The organism is Pseudomonas sp. D1-1, assembly GCF_051132225.1.
Classification (GTDB): Bacteria; Pseudomonadota; Gammaproteobacteria; order Pseudomonadales; family Pseudomonadaceae; genus Aquipseudomonas.
The window spans coordinates 204,318-224,963 of the sequence record NZ_CP071676.1 but is presented as its reverse complement, the minus strand read 5'-3'; the positions used below and the strand labels follow the sequence as shown (position 1 = coordinate 224,963).

The window sequence follows — 20,646 nt, the reverse complement described above, 5'->3', positions numbered from 1 at the left end:
AAAGAACAGGTCGCCGCTTAAATATCAATGTGACATTACAGGGGCGATTGTTTAGGATGGCCAGCATAAGGTCAATAGTTTGGCAGAAACAAAATAAGCCGACCTAGCTGTCAAAATATCGTCATATTTCCAGCGTCAAAACATTATCCCTTTGTGCGCATGAACGTCCAGACCGCTATGGCCAACGAGGCTGTCGGGTCCATGGAAGTCTACTGAACGTGGTACCCGGAGAGTCTTCAATGAGCAGTGTTATTGCCGTTGTCAAAAGCATTGTTGGTCAGGTTTTCGTCGTTTCCCCCGAGGGCATTCGGCGCGTACTCATTGAAGGCGATCGCCTTAACGTAGGCGACCAGTTGGACACCGGCCCTGCCGGCGCCGTCACGTTGGAACTGGCTGACGGCCGCACGCTCGACCTGGGCCGCGATACCCAGTGGAGCGCCAGCGCGCCGGACTCTTCCACCGACCTCGAACAGGCCACTGCCCAAGCCGCGCCTTCAGTAGAAGAGCTGCAGCAAGCCATCGCCGCCGGTGTCGACCCGACCACCGCCCTGGAAGCCACCGCGGCCGGCGCCACCGCTGCCGGTACAGGCGGAGCCGTGGGCGGCGGTCATAGCTTCGTCGTGCTGGATGCCACGGCCGGCAGCGTCGACCCCACCATCGGCTTCCCGACCGAAGGCCTCGCTGCGGCCGCAGCAACCGATGACAACATCCTGGGTGGTGACGACAACGCCGATACCACCGCCAACGCCGTGCTCAATGCGACGATGACCTTGAGCGCCACCCCGACCCTGACCGAGGCCGGGGGCGTGCTGGTCTACACTGCGACCGTGACCCAGGCGCCGCAAACCAACCTGACCGTAACCCTGTCCAACGGCGCGGTGATCGTGATCCCGGCCGGGCAACTGACCGGTAGCGTCAACGTGCCCCTGGCACCGAACGACACGGTCTACAACGACCCCAGCCAAGTCAGCGTGACCGTCACCGGTACCACTGGCGGCACCGGCATCGCCGTGACCCTGCCGACCACGCCAGCCGTGACGCAGATCACCGACACCGTCGACACCACCACCGTCACCCTGAGCGCCGGCAATACTGTCACCGAAGGCGGCCAGATCACCTACACCGCGACGCTGACCAACCCGGCCCAGACGCCGGTGACCGTGACATTGAGCAATGGCTCGGTCATCACGATTGCCGCTGGCCAGACCACCGGTACCGTGGCTGTCGATACTCCGGCTAACGACGCCTATAACAACGGCAGCACCGTCAGCACTACGATTACCGGCGCTACTGGCGGTAACTTCGAAAATCTGGTGCCGAGCACCACGCCTGCGGTTACTACGATCACTGATTCGGCTGACGCCACTGGCCTGACGCTTAGCGCCAGCGAAACCATCACCGAAGGCGGCCAGATCACCTACACCGCCACGTTGACCAATCCGGCCCAGACGCCGGTGACCGTGACGCTGAGCAATGGCTCGGTGATCACTATCGCCGCCGGCCAGACCACCGGTACCGTGGCTGTCGATACCCAGGCTAACGACGTCTACAACAATGGCAGCACTGTCAGCACTACGATTACCGGCGCAACCGGCGGTAACTTCGAGAATCTGGTGCCCAGCACTACGCCTGCGGTCACCACGATCTCTGACTCGGCTGATACGACTGGCCTGACGCTCAGCGCCAGCGAAACCATCACCGAAGGCGGCCAGATCACCTACACCGCCACGTTGACCAATCCGGCCCAGACGCCGGTGACCGTGACGTTGAGCAATGGCTCGGTCATTACCATTGCCGCTGGCCAGACCACCGGCACCGTTGCCGTGGATACCCCGGCCAACGACGTCTACAACAACGGCAGTACCGTCAGCACCACGATCACCGGAGCAACCGGCGGCAACTTCGAAAACCTGGTGCCGAGCACGACGCCTGCGGTTACTACGATCACTGATTCGGCTGATACGACTGGCCTGACGCTCAGCGCCAGCGAAACCATCACCGAAGGCGGTCAGATCATTTACACCGCGACGCTGACCAATCCTGCTCAGACGCCGGTGACCGTGACGTTGAGCAATGGCTCGGTGATCACTATCGCCGCCGGCCAGACCACCGGTACCGTGGCTGTCGATACCCCGGCCAACGACGTCTACAACAATGGCAGCACTGTCAGCACTACGATTACCGGCGCAACCGGCGGCAACTTCGAGAATCTGGTTCCGAGCACTACGCCTGCGGTTACTACGATCACTGATTCGGCTGATGCTACCGGCCTGACCCTTTCCGCGACTGACACCGTTGCCGAAGGCGGCTCGATTGTTTACACCGCGACCCTGACCAACGCAGCGGGCTCGCCTGTCACCATTACCCTGAGCAACGGCGCGGTGATCAATATCGCGGCTGGTGCTACCACTGGGACCGTAACTGTCGACGCGCCGAAAGACGATGTCTACAAGGATGCCGGCAAGGTTGAAGTCAGCATCGACACGGCCGTTGGCGGTAACTTTGAAAACCTGGTGCCTAACACTGCACCAGTCGTGACGGACGTGACCGACACCCTCGACACCAGCACCGTTTCGCTCACCGCGACTTCGACGGTTGGCGAAGGCGGCGTTGTGGTTTACACCGCTTCGGTGAACGCTCCAGTCACCGGTGCTCCGCTGGTCGTCACGCTGTCGAATGGTCAAAGCATCACCATCCCAGTTGGTTCCAGCTCCGGCTCAGTGAACTTCACCGCGCCTAACGATGCGTTGGCGGGTGGCAGCAACCTCAGCGTCAAGATCGACGACGCGAAAGGCGGCAACTACGAAAACCTCGAAATCGACGGCAAGCCTGCGGACACCGCAGTCACCGATTCGACTGATGCTACGGGCCTGACGCTTTCCGCAACCGACACCGTAGCTGAAGGCGGTTCGATTGTTTACACCGCGACCCTGACCAACGCCGCCGGTTCGCCGGTGACCGTGACCCTGAGCAACGGCGCGGTGATCAACATCGCCGCCGGCGCCACCACTGGCACCGTGACCGTCGATGCACCGAAAGACGACGTCTACAAAGACGCCGGCAAGGTTGAAGTCAGCATCGACAAGGCCGTTGGCGGCAACTTCGAAAACCTGGTGCCTAATACTGCACCAGTCGTGACGGACGTGACCGACACGCTAGACGCTTCGACTGTCAGCTTGACCGCTTCACCTTCCGTGGGCGAAGGCGGCACCGTGGTTTACACCGCTTCGGTGAACGCTCCAGTCACCGGCGTCCCGCTCGTGGTGAACTTGAGCAACGGCCAGTCCATCACCATCCCAGTCGGCGCAAGCTCCGGCTCGGCGAACTTCACCGCGCCCAACGATGCGTTGGCGGGCGGCAGCAACCTGAGCGTCAAGATCGACGACGCCAAAGGCGGCAACTACGAAAACCTGGAAATCGACGGCAAGCCTGCGGACACCGCAGTAACTGATACCCAGGACACTACCGGCCTGACTCTGTCCGCGACCGACACCATCGCCGAGGGCGGTTCGATTGTTTACACCGCGACCTTGAGCAACGCTGCCGGCTCGCCGGTGACCATCACCCTGAGCAACGGTGCCGTGATCAACATCGCCGCCGGCGCCAAGACCGGGACCGTGACCGTCGACGCACCGAAAGACGACGTCTACAAGGACGCCGGCAAGGTTGAAGTCAGCATCGACAAGGCTGTCGGTGGCAACTTCGAAAATCTGGTGCCTAACACTGCACCAGTCGTGACGGACGTGACCGACACGCTAGACGCTTCGACTGTCAGCTTGACCGCTTCACCTTCCGTGGGCGAAGGCGGCACCGTGGTTTACACCGCTTCGGTGAACGCTCCAGTCACCGGCGTCCCGCTCGTGGTGAACTTGAGCAACGGCCAGTCCATCACCATCCCAGTCGGCGCAAGCTCCGGCTCGGTGAACTTCACCGCGCCTAATGATGCGTTGGCGGGTGGCAGCAACCTCAGCGTCAAGATCGACGAAGCCAAAGGCGGCAACTTCGAAAACCTGGAAATCGACGGTAAGCCTGCGGATACGACCGTTACGGACGTTCAAGACACTACCGGTCTGACTCTGTCCGCGACTGATACTGTCGCTGAAGGCGGTTCCATCGTTTACACCGCGACCCTGTCCAATGCGGCCGGCTCGCCTGTCACCATTACCCTGAGCAACGGCGCGGTGATCAACATCGCCGCCGGCGCCACCACTGGCACCGTGACCGTCGATGCACCGAAAGACGACGTCTACAAGGACGCCGGCAAGGTTGAAGTCAGCATCGATAAAGCCACCGGTGGCAACTTCGAAAACCTGGTGCCTAATACTGCACCAGTCGTGACGGACGTGACCGACACGCTCGACGCTTCGACTGTCAGCTTGACCGCTTCACCTTCCGTGGGCGAAGGCGGCACCGTGGTTTACACCGCTTCGGTGAACGCTCCAGTCACCGGCGTCCCGCTCGTGGTGAACTTGAGCAACGGCCAGTCCATCACCATCCCAGTCGGCGCAAGCTCTGGCTCGGTGAACTTCACCGCGCCTAATGATGCGTTGGCGGGTGGTAGCAACCTGAGCGTCAAGATCGACGACGCGAAAGGTGGCAACTACGAAAACCTGGAAATCGACGGCAAGCCTGCGGATACCGCAGTAACTGATACCCAAGACACTACCGGTTTGACTCTGTCCGCGACCGACACCGTAGCTGAAGGTGGTTCGATTGTTTACACCGCGACCCTGACTAACGCTGCCGGCTCGCCGGTGACCATCACCCTGAGCAACGGTGCCGTGATCAACATCGCCGCCGGCGCCAAGACCGGCACCGTGACCGTCGATGCGCCGAAAGACGACGTCTACAAGGACGCCGGCAAAGTTGAAGTCAGCATCGACACGGCAGTTGGCGGTAACTTTGAGAATCTGGTGCCTAACACCGCACCAGTCGTCACCGATGTGACCGACACCCTCGACACCAGCACCGTTTCGCTCACCGCGACTTCGACTGTTGGCGAAGGCGGCACCGTGGTCTACACCGCTTCGGTGAACGCTCCAGTCACCGGCGCTCCGCTCGTAGTGACCTTGAGCAACGGTCAAAGCATCACCATCCCAGTCGGCGCAAGCTCCGGCTCGGTGAACTTCACCGCGCCTAACGATGCGTTGGCGGGCGGCAGCAACCTGAGCGTCAAGATCGACGACGCCAAGGGTGGCAACTACGAAAATCTGGAAATCGACGGCAAGCCTGCGGACACCGCAGTGACCGATACCCAGGACACTACCGGTCTGACCCTGTCCGCCACTGATACTGTCGCTGAAGGCGGTTCGATTGTTTACACCGCGACCCTGACTAACGCTGCCGGCTCGCCGGTGACCATCACCCTGAGCAACGGCGCGGTGATCAACATCGCTGCCGGCGCCAAGACCGGCACCATAACCGTCGATGCACCGAAAGACGACGTCTACAAGGACGCCGGCAAGGTTGAAGTCAGCATCGACAAGGCTGTCGGTGGTAACTTCGAAAACCTGGTGCCGAGCACCACGCCAGCCGTGACCGACGTCACCGATACTCTGAACACCAGCACCGTTTCGCTCACCGCGACTTCGACTGTTGGCGAAGGCGGCACCGTGGTCTACACCGCTTCGGTGAACGCTCCAGTCACCGGCGCTCCGCTCGTAGTGACCTTGAGCAACGGTCAAAGCATCACCATCCCAGTCGGCGCAAGCTCCGGCTCGGTGAACTTCACCGCACCTAATGATGCGTTGGCGGGCGGCAGCAACCTCAGCGTCAAGATTGACGACGCCAAAGGCGGCAACTACGAAAACCTGGAAATCGACGGCAAGCCTGCGGACACCGCAGTCACTGATACCCAGGACACTACCGGTCTGACTCTGTCCGCGACCGACACCATCGCCGAGGGCGGTTCGATTGTTTACACCGCGACCTTGAGCAACGCTGCCGGCTCGCCGGTCACCATCACCCTGAGCAACGGCGCGGTGATCAACATCGCTGCCGGCGCCAAGACCGGCACCATAACCGTCGACGCGCCGAAAGACGACGTCTACAAGGACGCCGGCAAGGTTGAAGTCAGCATCGACACGGCCGTTGGTGGTAACTTTGAGAACCTGGTGCCTAACACTGCACCAGTCGTGACGGACGTGACCGACACGCTCGACACCTCGACTGTCAGCTTGACCGCTTCCCCTTCCGTGGGCGAAGGCGGCACTGTGGTTTACACAGCATCTGTAAATGCTCCAGTCACCGGCGCTCCGCTGGTCGTCACGCTGTCGAATGGTCAAAGCATCACCATTCCAGTTGGTTCCAGCTCCGGCTCGGTGAACTTCACCGCGCCCAACGATGCGTTGGCGGGCGGCAGCAACCTCAGCGTCAAGATTTACGACGCCAAAGGCGGCAACTACGAAAACCTGGAAATCGACGGCAAGCCTGCGGACACCGCAGTCACTGATACCCAGGACACTACCGGTCTGACTCTGTCCGCGACCGACACCATCGCCGAGGGCGGTTCGATTGTTTACACCGCGACCTTGAGCAACGCTGCCGGCTCGCCGGTGACCATCACCCTGAGCAACGGTGCCGTGATCAATATCGCCGCCGGCGCTACCACTGGCACCGTCACTGTCGACGCGCCGAAAGACGATGTCTACAAGGATGCCGGCAAGGTTGAAGTCAGCATCGACACGGCCGTTGGTGGTAACTTTGAGAACCTGGTGCCTAACACTGCACCAGTCGTGACGGACGTGACCGACACGCTCGACACCTCGACTGTCAGCTTGACCGCTTCCCCTTCCGTGGGCGAAGGCGGCACTGTGGTTTACACAGCATCCGTAAATGCTCCAGTCACCGGCGCTCCGCTGGTCGTCACGCTGTCGAATGGTCAAAGCATCACCATTCCAGTTGGTTCCAGCTCCGGCTCGGTGAACTTCACCGCGCCCAACGATGCGTTGGCGGGCGGCAGCAACCTCAGCGTCAAGATCGACGACGCGAAAGGCGGCAACTACGAAAACCTGGAAATCGACGGCAAGCCTGCGGACACCGCAGTAACTGATACCCAGGACACTACCGGCCTGACTCTGTCCGCGACCGACACCATCGCCGAGGGCGGTTCGATTGTTTACACCGCGACCTTGAGCAACGCTGCCGGCTCGCCGGTGACCATCACCCTGAGCAACGGTGCCGTGATCAACATCGCCGCCGGCGCCAAGACCGGGACCGTGACCGTCGATGCACCGAAAGACGACGTCTACAAAGACGCCGGCAAAGTTGAAGTCAGCATCGACACGGCAGTTGGCGGTAACTTTGAGAATCTGGTGCCTAACACCGCACCAGTCGTCACCGATGTGACCGACACCCTCGACACCAGCACCGTTTCGCTCACCGCGACTTCGACTGTTGGCGAAGGCGGCACCGTGGTCTACACCGCTTCGGTGAACGCTCCAGTCACCGGCGCTCCGCTCGTAGTGACCTTGAGCAACGGTCAAAGCATCACCATCCCAGTCGGCGCAAGCTCCGGCTCGGTGAACTTCACCGCGCCTAACGATGCGTTGGCAGGTGGTAGCAACCTCAGCGTCAAGATCGACGACGCCAAAGGCGGCAACTACGAAAACCTGGAAATCGACGGCAAGCCTGCCGGCACCACCGTCACCGATGTCCAGGACACCACCGGCCTGAGCCTGAGCGCCACCAACTCGGTCGCCGAGGGCGGCCAGATCACCTATACCGCGACCCTCACCAACGCCGCTGGCTCGCCAGTGACCGTGACCCTGAGCAACGGCGCGGTGATCAACATCGCCGCCGGCGCCAAGACCGGCACCGTGACCGTCGATGCACCGAAAGACGACGTCTACAAAGACGCCGGCAAGGTTGAAGTCAGCATCGATAAAGCGACTGGCGGCAACTTCGAAAACCTGGTCCCGAGCACCACGCCAGCCGTGACTGACGTCACCGACACGCTCGACACCTCGACTGTCAGCCTGACGGCTTCCCCTTCCGTGGGCGAAGGCGGCACCGTGGTTTACACCGCTTCGGTGAACGCTCCAGTCACCGGCGCTCCGCTCGTAGTGACCTTGAGCAACGGCCAGTCCATCACCATCCCAGTCGGCGCAAGCTCCGGCTCGGTGAACTTCACCGCGCCTAACGATGCGTTGGCGGGCGGCAGCAACCTGAGCGTCAAGATCGACGACGCCAAGGGTGGCAACTACGAAAATCTGGAAATCGACGGCAAGCCTGCGGACACCGCAGTGACCGATACCCAGGACACTACCGGTCTGACCCTGTCCGCCACTGATACTGTCGCTGAAGGCGGTTCGATTGTTTACACCGCTACCCTGACTAACGCTGCCGGCTCGCCTGTCACCATCACCCTGAGCAACGGCGCGGTGATTAATATCGCTGCCGGCGCCACCACTGGCACCGTGACCGTCGACGCGCCAAAAGACGACGTCTACAAGGACGCTGGCAAAGTTGAAGTCAGCATCGATAAAGCTACCGGTGGCAACTTCGAAAACCTGGTGCCTAACACTGAACCAGTCGTCACCGACGTGACCGACACCCTCGACACCAGCACCGTTTCGCTCAGCGCAACTTCGACTGTTGGCGAAGGCGGCACCGTGGTTTACACCGCTTCGGTGAACGCTCCAGTCACCGGCGCTCCGCTCGTAGTGACCTTGAGCAACGGTCAAAGCATCACCATCCCAGTTGGTTCCAGCTCCGGCTCTGTGAACTTCACCGCGCCTAATGATGCGTTGGCGGGTGGCAGCAACCTCAGCGTCAAGATCGACGACGCGAAAGGCGGCAACTTCGAAAACCTGGAAATCGACGGTAAGCCTGCGGATACGACCGTTACGGACGTTCAAGACACTACCGGTCTGACTCTGTCCGCGACTGATACTGTCGCTGAAGGCGGTTCCATCGTTTACACCGCGACCCTGTCCAATGCGGCCGGCTCGCCGGTGACCATCACCCTGAGCAACGGCGCGGTGATCAACATCGCGGCTGGTGCCACCACTGGCACCGTGACCGTCGACGCGCCAAAAGACGACGTCTACAAGGACGCCGGCAAGGTTGAAGTCAGCATCGATAAAGCCACCGGTGGCAACTTCGAAAACCTGGTGCCTAATACTGCACCAGTCGTGACGGACGTGACCGACACGCTAGACGCTTCGACTGTCAGCTTGACCGCTTCACCTTCCGTGGGCGAAGGCGGCACCGTGGTTTACACCGCTTCGGTGAACGCTCCAGTCACCGGCGCTCCGCTCGTAGTGACCTTGAGCAACGGTCAAAGCATCACCATCCCAGTCGGCGCAAGCTCCGGCTCGGTGAACTTCACCGCACCTAATGATGCGTTGGCGGGCGGCAGCAACCTCAGCGTCAAGATTGACGACGCCAAAGGCGGCAACTACGAAAACCTGGAAATCGACGGCAAGCCTGCGGACACCGCAGTCACTGATACCCAGGACACTACCGGTCTGACTCTGTCCGCGACCGACACCATCGCCGAGGGCGGTTCGATTGTTTACACCGCGACCTTGAGCAACGCTGCCGGCTCGCCGGTGACCATCACCCTGAGCAACGGTGCCGTGATCAACATCGCCGCCGGCGCCAAGACCGGCACCGTGACCGTCGATGCACCGAAAGACGACGTCTACAAAGACGCCGGCAAGGTTGAAGTCAGCATCGACAAGGCCGTTGGCGGCAACTTCGAAAACCTGGTGCCTAATACTGCACCAGTCGTGACGGACGTGACCGACACGCTAGACGCTTCGACTGTCAGCTTGACCGCTTCACCTTCCGTGGGCGAAGGCGGCACCGTGGTTTACACCGCTTCGGTGAACGCTCCAGTCACCGGCGTCCCGCTCGTGGTGAACTTGAGCAACGGCCAGTCCATCACCATTCCAGTCGGCGCAAGCTCCGGCTCGGTGAACTTCACCGCGCCTAACGATGCGTTGGCAGGTGGTAGCAACCTCAGCGTCAAGATCGACGACGCCAAAGGCGGCAACTATGAAAACCTGGAAATCGACGGCAAGCCTGCCGGCACCACCGTCACCGATGTCCAGGACACCACCGGCCTGAGCCTGAGCGCCACCAACTCGGTCGCCGAGGGCGGCCAGATCACCTATACCGCGACCCTCACCAACGCCGCTGGCTCGCCAGTGACCGTGACCCTGAGCAACGGCGCGGTGATCAACATCGCCGCCGGTGCCAAGACCGGCACCGTGACCGTCGATGCGCCGAAAGATGATGTCTACAAAGACGCCGGCAATGTCGAAGCAACGATCAAGACGGCCACCGGGGGTAACTTCGAGCACCTGGTGCCGAGCACCACGCCAGCCGTGACCGCCGTGACCGACACGCCTGACAACACCACCGTCAGCATCACCGGCAGCAGTTCGGTAACCGAAGGCCAGGCCGCCACTTACACGGTCAACCTGACGAACCCGGCGCAAACCGAGGTAACGGTCAAGATCGTCTACAGCGGTACCGCCGCCGATGGCTCGGACTTCACCGGTGTCTACACCGTGAAGATCCCGGCCAACGCCACCAGCGCCAGCTTCAACGTGGCGACCCTGGACGACAAGATCACCGAAGGCACTGAAAACTTCGTGGTCAAGATCGACTCGGCCACCGGTGGCAACTTCGAGAACCTGGCGGTCAGCGGCACCAATGGCAGCGTCAGCACTTCGATCATCGACAACGATGCGGCGCCGGTACTCGATCTGGATGCCAACAATTCCAGCGGCAAGACCGGCGCCGATTACCAGGTGACCTTCACCGAAGGCACCGCGGGCCCAGGCGTATCGATCGGCGACACTGACCTGAAAATCACCGACCCGGACAGCACCCAGCTGACCGGCGCCACCATCGTGCTGACCAACCGTCAGCCTGGCGATCATCTGAACCTGGGCAGTAGCGTCAACGGCATCAGCATCAACGCCAATAGCACCGACGGCAAAATCGTCCTGACGCTGACGGGCAATGCGACGTTGGCCGACTACATGCAGCAGATCAAGAACATCAGCTTCATCAACAACAGCGAAGATCCGAGCACCGTACCGCGCGTCATCACCGTGACAGTGACCGACGGCACGAGCTACTCCAACACCGCCACCACCACCGTGAACGTGGTCGGAGTCAACGACGCACCCGTAGCCACCGGTGGCGCGGTGACCGGTACCGAAGACACTTCACTGGTCCTCGGCTGGTCGACGTTCGGCATCAGCGACGTGGACAGCGCCGCCACCAGCCAGGGTGTGAAAATCACCGGGCTGCCGGGTGACGGCAAGTTGCAGTACCTGGACGGCGCAACCTGGAAGGACGTGGCCAACAACCAGACCTTCACCAAGGCCGACATCGACGCCGGCAAGCTGCGCTTCACACCCGATGCCAACGAATCCGGGGCCGATGGCTACGGCGGCAGCGGCGTGGGCAACAAGCAGGCTGACTACGCGCAGATCAAGTTCCAGCCAACCGACGGCCAGACTCTGGGTAACACCGGCACCGTGAAGATCGACATCACGCCAACCGCCGATGCGCCGACCCTCAACGTCGCCGGCAACAACGTGACCTCTACCGGCCTGATCAAGGAAGTCTGGACCGGCCTGTCGGGCCTGGGCACCGATGGCAATGGCGCGCCGTCCGGCACGCTCAAGTCGGTGATCGACGCCGCCGGCACGCCGAACAGCAGCACCAATGTGAGCAACGTTCAGAACGACGGCAACGTCAATCCGGGCACCGCGTCGAAGACCTCGGGCCTGATCTTCCTGGAAGCCGGCAAGACCTACACCTTCAGCGGCACCGGCGACGACAGTTTGCTGGTGACCATCGGCGGCAAGACCGCCGCGGCCATCACTTGGGGTGCGGGCGGCCAGTTGAACGGTTCGTTCACGCCGACCACCAGCGGCTATTACACCCTGGATATCTACCACCACAACCAGACCGGCCCAGGCAGTTATGACGTGAACCTGTCGGTCAACGGCAGCACGCCGGTGGACCTGAGCAGCGCAGGCGTACCGCTGTATACCGGCGTGGCTGACCTGGTGAATGCCGGGGTTTCCGTTTCCGACCTGCACGGCACCAATGGCGAAGGCTACTACGACGGCTACAAGCTCAACGAAGGCGCCGAAGGCGGCAGCGTGAAGCTGTCGAAGATCACCACCGCACTGACCGACACCGATGGCTCCGAAAGCCTGAGCGTGAAAATCGGCGGCATGCCGGAAGGCAGTGTGCTGAGCGATGGCGCGGGACATACCGCAACCGTGGGCGCCAACGGCGAAGCTTCGCTCACCGGCTGGAACCTGGGTAGCCTCAACCTGACGCCGCCGACCTACTTCAGCGGCCAGATCAACCTGACCGTAACGTCGACCTCCACCGAATCCCTCGGCGGGTCGGCAGTGACGACCGCGCAGATCCCGGTCACCGTTTACCCGGCGACCTATAACGCTGTCACCGCCACCTCCGGCAGCGACAATGTCACCGGTACCGACGGCAACGACATCGTGGTCGCCGACATCGGCGGCCTGACCGTGGTACCGGGCGTCAACTACAATATCGCGTTCATGGTCGACAGCTCCGGCAGCATGAGTTCGTCGTCCGTCACAGCCGCCAAGAACTCGCTGACCCAGGTGTTCAACACGCTCAAGCAGAGCCTGGGCAGCAACTCCGGGACGGTGAACATCTTCCTGGCGGACTTCGATAACCAGGTCAACAAGAACGTTGCGGTCAACCTCAACGATCCGAACGCGCTGACACTGCTCAAGAGCGTGCTCGACTCGATGGTGTCCGGCGGCAATACCAACTATGAAGAGGTGTTCAAGACCACCGCGAACTTCTTTAACAGCACCCAGGCCCTGAGCAATACCGGCGCGAAGAACCTGACGTACTTCATCACCGACGGTGAGCCAACGCGCTACCAGTCCGGCGAACAGACGAACCCGACGCTGTACGGCACCGTCAAGCTCGACGACGTGCTGAGTGCGTCCAACTATACCGTTGGCAAGTACTACACCCAGACGATCGACAGCACACACAAATTCACCATCGAAGAAAATGGCGACATGTACCTGTCGACCAAGAGCGGCAAGAACTGGAATGACAGTTACGTCGGCACGGTGCGTGCCGAGGGCAACGGCACGTTCGAGTTCTCCAACCTGGACGGCGGCGGGTGGGGCGACGTCTCGGCAGCAACCGGCTCAGCGGCCAGCTTCACTCTGCTCAAAGGCTTGAGCAACGTTGAAGCCATCGGCCTGAACAACGGCGTGACCCTGGACGACCTCAAGCCGTACGACTCCGATGGCAAGCCGCAAACCAACATCGACCCCAAGGACCTGGCCAACTCGATCATCGGCCACACCGAAGCGACGTTGCCGGGTGCCGACACGGTCAACGGTGCCGACGGCAACGACATCCTGTTCGGCGACCTGGTGAGCTTCAACGGCATTGCCGGCGAGGGCTACCAGGCCATCCAGTCGTTCGTGGCCCAGCAAAGCGGCGTGGACGTCAGCAAGGTCAGCACTTCGAACGTGCACCAGTACATCACCGAGCACTACACCGCGTTCGATGTGTCCGGTGCCCATGATGGCAATGACACTCTGCTGGGCGGCGCCGGCAACGACATCCTCTTCGGCCAGGGCGGCAACGATTTGCTCGACGGCGGCAAGGGCAATGACATCCTGCTCGGTGGCAGCGGCAGCGACATCCTGATCGGCGGCAAGGGCAACGACACGCTCATCGGTGGCCTGGGCGGCGATACCTTCGTCTGGAAATCCGGCGACACCGGCACTGACGTGATCAAGGACTTCAAGGCCGCCGAAGGTGACCGGATCGACCTGCGAGACCTGTTGCAGGGCGAAACCGGCAGCACCATCGACCACTTCCTGAAGATCAGCACGGTCGATGGCGTGTCTTCCCTGCAAGTCAGCACCACCGGTCAATTCAACGCGGCCAACACTGCGGCGACGCCGGACGTGACGATCAAGCTGGAAGGCAACAACTGGTCGAACATCAACCTGAACTCGCTCATCGCTGGCAGTGACCCGACCATCAAGATCGATCACAACAACAGCTGAACCTGACACAGACTCTGTGGCGAGGGCGCTTGCTCCCTCGCCACAGGATAAGTGTTCATAATCCCCACAGTTGGCCTATGCTGCCCAGCATGACGCCGCTTCATACATGAGGGATGCCCGATGTTTTATGTGCAACGCGATGCGCAAGGCCTGCTGGTGCGCGTCGAAGCCGCCGCTTATGCCGAGGCCACCGAGACCTTGCCGGCCGACAACCATGAGATCCAGGACTGGTTCGCCAACCAGGCGGTAGAGAACAGCCTCAAGCAACTCAAGCAGAGCGACCTGGAGATGATCCGGGTACTCGACGACCTGATCCAGGTACTCACCAGCAAAGGCGTCATCCGCGTCACCGACCTGCCGCCAGCGGCCCAGGCCAAGCTGATGGACCGCAACCAGGCACGGGAAGCGCTGGGCGGGTTGAGTCGGTTGATCGATGACGATGAGAAGGGGTTGATCTGATTCACCGCTGACCGTGGCTAGGGAGCAAGCTCCCTAGCCACGGGGTTATACGGTGTCTGAGCTGGCGCCATCGCGAGCAGGCTCGCTCCCACAGTGGATGGGGGGGTAAATTTCAAACTTCAGCCCAACAAAAAACCATGTGGGAGCGAGCCTGCTCGCGAAGGCTCACTGACAGACAACGCAGCACTCATCCCCAACGCCTAGGCTCGCCCACCAACTGCCCTTGCACCCCAAACAACCCCATCTCGCGAATCACCACCAGTTCGCCTTCCGTCTCAACCCGCTCGGCAATCAGCGGCAGGTCGATGCTGTGGGCGGCGCGCTGGATGGCTTCGATGAACAGGCGCTTGTCGCTCTCCTGGTCGATGGCGCGAATATAACTGCCGTCGATTTTCAGATACGCCAGCCCCAGCCGCGACAAGTTGCCGATCATGCTGAACCGTCCGCCGAAACGCTGCAGGCTCAGGGAGAAACCGAGCTCGCGCAACTGCCGGGTCAACTGCTCCAGCACCGCTTGTTCAGGTAGTTGCTCCTCACCGATCTCCAGGGTCAGGCGCGCCCCGAGATTGCCGTGAGCCCGCAGGATTTCAAAGACCTTGTTCAAAGCCTGCGGGTCGGCCAGCGTGGCAGAGGACAGGTTGAGCGCCAGGGATTGCTCGTGCCCGGCCATTTGCTTGAGCACCTGTTCGAGCATCAGGCGGTCCAGGCGCGCAGTCCAGCCGAAGCGCTCCAGCCATGGCAGGAAACGCCCGGCGGGGATGCTCTGGCCCTGATCGTCGAGCAGCCGCGAAAGCACTTTGTAATGCAGCACCACCTGGGTGTCCTGGGCGGCCACCACCGGCTGGAAATACAGCTCGAAGCGCTGGTTGCTCAGCGCCTGGTCAAGCAGGTTGTGCCAGGCATGGTGATCATCGCCAACGCTGGCCGACGCGCTGTGATCCAGGCAGGCCCAGCCCGGTTCACCCTGGGTTTCGGCCTGGGCCAGCGCCTGGTCGCCGAGCTGGAGCACCGCTTGCGGCGAGTCGCCGTGGACGAACGGCGCCAGCCCGATGGAGGCCACCGATGCGACGTCCGTCGCGCCGGTGGCGTGCAGGCTCGCCAACGCGCCTTCGAGATTCTGCGCCAGTTGCAAGGCTTCCTCGCGCACCAGCCCGGGCGCCAACACGGCGAACTCTCCGCCGCGGATGCGCGTCACCAGGTTATGGGTTTCCGGATAACGCGCGCATTCACGCAGCAATTGCTCGCCCACGGCCTTGAGCAACTGATCGGTGCGCTGCCCGCCCAGCCGCTGGTTCAACCCGGCCAGGTCCCTGACCCGCAACAACAGCAGATAACCGGAACTGGCCTGCTCGGGATTGCTCACCCGGGCATGCAGCTGCATTTCGAAGTAACGTCGGTTGGCCAGGCCCGTGAGGTTGTCCTGATAGGACTCGACCCGCAGCTTCTCGCTGCGCTCGGCCTGCTCCTGGAACAGCGCCTTGAGCTTTTCGACCATCTGGTTCATCGCCTGCACCACCCGGCGCAGCTCAGGGGTACGCGGCAGCTCCGGCAAGCTGAGGAACTCCCGACGGGCGATGGCATGGGACTGGTGCACCATGTAATCCAGCGGCTTGAGCTGACGGCGCAGCAGCAAGGCCCCCAACACCGCGCTCACAGCGCCGCACAGCAACAGCCAACCCAGGCTGCCCAGCGCGCTCTGCCACAGCTTGGCGAGGGCGAACATAGGGTGGCTGACCACTTCGACCCGTGCCGCCTGCTCCCAGCCCCGACTGACGAGCGCATCGCCACCGGCCGGCTCCAGGCCAATGAGCTTGATGAACCACTGCGGTACGTTGCCGGCGTCCGGAATGCCGGTGCGTTCGACGATGGTGCTGTCGTTCTTCACGTCGACCACGCGGATGCTTGCGTAGTAGCCGCTGTCGAAGATCGAGCTGACCATCAGCTCGACCATTGCCGGGTCGTCGATATTCGGCGTCAGCGACAAGGCCAGCGCCGTGGCCGCATCCTGCGCGTGCGAGCGCAATTGATTGACGTACTGGGTCCGCGAGCTTTCCAGGCTGACCATGAAGCTGCCGCTGAAGGCAACCACCAGGAACAGACAGATAGCGATCAACAGCTGTTTGAACAAGGACATCTGAGCGCGCGCTCCTAGTTAGTCGTCTCGACCGGAAAACCTTCGGCCTGCATTTTTTTCAACACATCCTGCCAGCGGGACAGGCGCTTGGTGTCACCCACTTTTTTGTTGCCCTTGGCGCCCGGCAGCCACAGCCCTTCGGCATTGAAAGAGTAGACCGGCAGCAGGTCGGTTCGCTGGCTGGCCGGCTGGATACCGTCGATCAGGCTGTCGAGTACCAAGGGCATGGCATCGGGCGTGGCGTAGTAGGTCAGCACCATGTGCGCCCGGTTCTGCCGCAAGGCCTTGACGTAGGTGATGCGCAGCTTGTCACTGGACACCCCGAGCCGGCGCAGGCTGAAATACTTGGCGATGGCGTAGTCCTCGCAATCACCTGCGCCCTTCCATAAGGCCTGGATAGGGGTTTCCCAGTAATCAACCTCACGCCACAGGTCGATGTCTTCGACGTAGCGCACCTGCTTGTTGAAAAACAGATTCACTACCTTGAGTTGTTCCAGTTCCGGAATCTGCTTCTGGGTCGCCAACAGTTGCTGCCACGCGTCGATCCGTTGCTGCCCTTCGCCCAAAGGCCCATATAACGCTTGCGCCCGGCGGCTGATCTGCGCAAAGTCCCAATCGGCCCGCAGGCCGCCCAGCAGCAGGCCGGCCAGCAACAATGCCGAACACAGCCAACGCATGGACCTGAGGACAGGAAAAGGTGCAGCCAAGGGGAATACGTCCGAAAAGGGCCGTTGGAAAATTCGTTGGATGGTGAAGCCTGGCCGGGCAAAAGACAATGGCAGGATGCAATCACCGCAAGCAGTCTAAACTTTAGTTCAGGAACCGGCGCCGCGAGACTTTGACGGCTTGGCAATCTGTAACTAATGTTGGCTTGGATCCAATTTCGTTACTACCAGTCAGGGTGTTGTCGTGACAAAGAAGCCCAACCCGTTAAGCACTATCCAGGTCAACGGCCCCATTCCCGCCTCCCAGGCCCGCGCCATCATCGAGAGCTCCCTGCGTGAAGCCATTCTCGATGGGCGCCTGCCCAGTGGCACGGCGCTACGCCAACAGGAACTGGCCGACCTGTTCGGCGTCAGCCGCATGCCGGTACGCGAGGCATTACGCCAGCTCGAGGCGCAGTCATTGCTAAACGTGGTACAGCACAAGGGCGCCGTGGTGGCTCCGCTGATCACCAGCAATGCGATCGAGACCTATGCCTTGCGTTCGGTCCTGGAAAGCTTCGCCCTGCGCCTGTCCGTTCCGCTGCTCAACGACAACGACCTGACGATGGCCGCCCAGTACATCGAGCAACTCGAGGCGCAAACCGACTACGCCGAGATCGCCAGGCTCAATCGGCTGTTTCATATGTCGCTTTACCACAGGGCACCCAACGCCAAGCTGCTTGACCTGGTCGAGCACGAGCTCAATGAGGAAGAGCGTTTCCTGCGTTTTCACATGTCATCGATGGGCCTGGGCACGCTGACCCAGGACGACCACCGCGCGATGCTCGCAGCCGCGGTGGCGAAGGATGTCGACACAGCGGTCGCCTTGCTTGAGCAGCACTTGGAAAAAGCCTCCGTCACCATGCGCCGATACCTCAACCAATAAGCGCAACCCCATCTCTGCGCCGGCGACGCGGCCGGCGTAGCACTTTCTTACACATCCTTCCCACACCCCCCATGGCCTTGCCCGGCGCGGTCTGACTGCGCCCGCGTTCCATCGCGACGTCAGTCCGATGGAACTGCTATCCATTTGGGCTCACTCTTGCGTTTATCGATTCAAAAAAGACCTGAAGAAGTCAGCGCCTGGCTGTGGCCCAGGCGAATCGAAGCCATCACGCAAGGAGCGTCGTCCGAACGGCGAGATGACCCGCAAGTCTGGTCGGTCTCCCGCCCACAAAACATCACTTACTTAATTCCCGTTCCCTGAAGTGCTCCGGGTGAGGCATTCACTCGTACCATTCGATTCTGATAGTTATAAATCGGAAGGAGCAACTTCGACCCAATAAAACTTATATGAAAAGTTTTAACAACCCTCTTCACGCTCAAGAATTACGCCAACTTAAATATATAAAAAATAACTTGCAGAGCCTTTGTTACATGCACTAACTTTTTCTACGTCGAGTTGCCTTCGACCCCAAGACTCATGACCGAAAGGCCTCCAGCAGGCCTTTCAACCCTGAGCAAAAATAAAACATCTGTATCAAGAAAACATGGACTCCGGTTCACGCGCTCGCTCGCACCGAAAAAACTGGCGAAGCAACTTCCGGACAAAAATCATTGATGAGGACGTTCCAATGCAGCCAACCAAAGAACAACTATTCCTGAAGAAACTCGAACTAGGTGAACACCCGGTTTTTTCTGAAATAACATCAATCGACCTGTTGCGCCGTTTTATGGAAAGTCATGTTTTTGCCGTGTGGGATTTCATGTCCCTGACCAAGCGCCTGCAACGCGAGCTGACCTGTATCCAGTTGCCGTGGCTACCTCCGGCCGACCCGCACGCAGCACGGCTGATCAATGAAATCGTCTTGGGGGAAGAATCCGACGACCGTCCCGGAGCGGGCTATTGCAGCCATTTCGAGCTGTACCTGGACGCCATGCGCGAGGTCGGCGCGGATACCCGGGCCATTGAGCAATTCATTGCCCTGCAACAGGAAGGCGTCAGCCCCGAAACCGCGCTGGACAGCGTCGAGGTAGACCCGGCCGCGGCGCGCTTCGTACGCCAGACCTTGCACACTGCCTTGCACGCCCCGGCCCACAGCGTGGCCGCCGCGTTCGTGCACGGTCGCGAAAGCGTCATCCCGCAGATGTTCCAGCGCATGCTGGATGCCTGGGGCATCGGCCTGGACCAGGCACCGACGTTTCGTTATTACCTGCAACGGCATATCGAAGTGGACTCCGAAGACCATGGCCCGGCTGCGGAAAAACTCCTGGCACGGCTGATCGATGGCGACCCGCAGCGCGAGCGCGAAGTCCTTGCCGCCGCCCTCGCCGCCGTCCACAGCCGCGCGGCGTTGTGGGATGGTTTGCGTCAGAGCATGGCCCTGCCCGTTGCGCAGGTGACGCCATGAACGCCATTTCATACCAGTCCTTCGCCGACACCTGGGAAAGTCGTGCCACCATCCGTACCCGACCACGGCGCCGGGTCGAGGATGACGACAAGCTGATCTTCCCCATGAGCCGTCAGCCCCTTGTGCACAGCCAGACCTTTCTCAGCCACTGCCCGCAGTTGCGCGATTTTGTCCTGGTGCAGAGCCTCTACAAATTCATCAATGACGTGGTGATTTTCGAGACTGAGCTGGTGGACCACACCGCGCGGCGCATCGCCAAGAACCGCTTCGGCATCGAGTTTCCGTTCGCCTGTCGCTACGACGCGATGACTGTGGTGGTGGATGAGGACTATCACGCGCTGGTGGCCATGGACTTCATGCAACAGACCATCGACATGACCGGCATCGAGCCGATCCCGCTGCCCGACCAGATCGAACTCAGCCGCGCGGTCCCGGCCACGCTGGCGCGGGCACCGGAGCGTTTGCTCAGTGCCGTGGAGCTGATCTGCATCGCCATTGCCGAGAACACGGTGACCAACGAAGTGGCGGCCTTTGCCCGGGATGACTCGGTCAAGGCTTCGATCAAGGGTTTGATGGCGGACCACTTGCAGGATGAGGGCCGACACTCCGGTTTCTGGACACGGCTGGTGCAGATTTACTGGCGCACCGCACCGGAAGAAGACCGCCAAGCCATCGCGCAACTGATGCCCGGCTTCATTGCCGAGTACCTGGCGAGCGACCTGCAACAACAGTTCGATTTCGAGCTGATCGCCCATCTGCCCGTCGATGAATCGGTACGTCAGTCGCTGCGGGATGACGCCAGTGCGTTGGCGTACCCGATCAATCGCTTTCATCCGCTGGTGGGCAACATCACACGCTTTTTTCGCACCAGCTCGATGCTCGCTTCACCGTGCGTGCGCGATGCCCTGGCCGACTACCTGACCCCATGAGGA

General features: G+C 61.1%; 7 protein-coding genes. 5 read left to right on the top strand and 2 right to left on the bottom strand.

Going from position 1 to position 20,646, the window contains the following annotated elements:
* Positions 1-239: 239 nt before the first annotated feature.
* Together J3P86_RS00910 and J3P86_RS00905 are read left to right on the top strand one after the other, a co-directional pair.
* On the top strand, positions 240-14,066 hold the full coding sequence (locus J3P86_RS00910) for a retention module-containing protein (protein ID WP_434699241.1): 13,827 nt from the start codon (positions 240-242) through the stop codon (positions 14,064-14,066).
* 120 nt (positions 14,067-14,186) lie between these two features.
* Positions 14,187-14,525: a tryptophan synthase subunit beta gene (locus tag J3P86_RS00905; protein WP_305497599.1), complete on the top strand. Its 339-nt coding sequence runs from the start codon at positions 14,187-14,189 to the stop codon at positions 14,523-14,525.
* 187 nt (positions 14,526-14,712) lie between these two features.
* On the opposite strand, the gene lapD is transcribed toward J3P86_RS00905, so the two are convergent.
* Together lapD and lapG are read right to left on the bottom strand one after the other, a co-directional pair.
* The gene (gene lapD / locus J3P86_RS00900) at positions 14,713-16,659 is read right to left on the bottom strand and encodes a cyclic di-GMP receptor LapD (protein WP_434699240.1); all 1,947 of its coding nucleotides are present in this window, start codon (positions 16,657-16,659) and stop codon (positions 14,713-14,715) included.
* Positions 16,660-16,673: 14 nt separating this feature from the next.
* Positions 16,674-17,336: a cysteine protease LapG gene (gene lapG / locus J3P86_RS00895; RefSeq protein WP_434570450.1), complete on the bottom strand. Its 663-nt coding sequence runs from the start codon at positions 17,334-17,336 to the stop codon at positions 16,674-16,676.
* A 232-nt stretch (positions 17,337-17,568) separates the two neighbouring features.
* Here lapG and J3P86_RS00890 point away from each other — a divergent pair, with 232 nt between their 5' ends.
* The 3 genes from J3P86_RS00890 (at position 17,569) to J3P86_RS00880 (ending at position 20,643) form a co-directional block, all read left to right on the top strand.
* Positions 17,569-18,249, top strand: a complete 681-nt coding sequence (locus tag J3P86_RS00890; protein WP_434626617.1) for a GntR family transcriptional regulator — start codon at positions 17,569-17,571, stop codon at positions 18,247-18,249.
* A gap of 688 nt (positions 18,250-18,937) precedes the next feature.
* Positions 18,938-19,714, top strand: a complete 777-nt coding sequence (locus tag J3P86_RS00885; RefSeq protein WP_434602463.1) for a DUF3050 domain-containing protein — start codon at positions 18,938-18,940, stop codon at positions 19,712-19,714.
* Positions 19,711-20,643 (top strand): diiron oxygenase, encoded by a 933-nt coding sequence (locus tag J3P86_RS00880; protein ID WP_434699239.1) that lies wholly within the window; start codon positions 19,711-19,713, stop codon positions 20,641-20,643. Before J3P86_RS00885 ends, J3P86_RS00880 begins: the two co-directional genes overlap by 4 nt.
* Positions 20,644-20,646 lie beyond the last annotated feature (3 nt).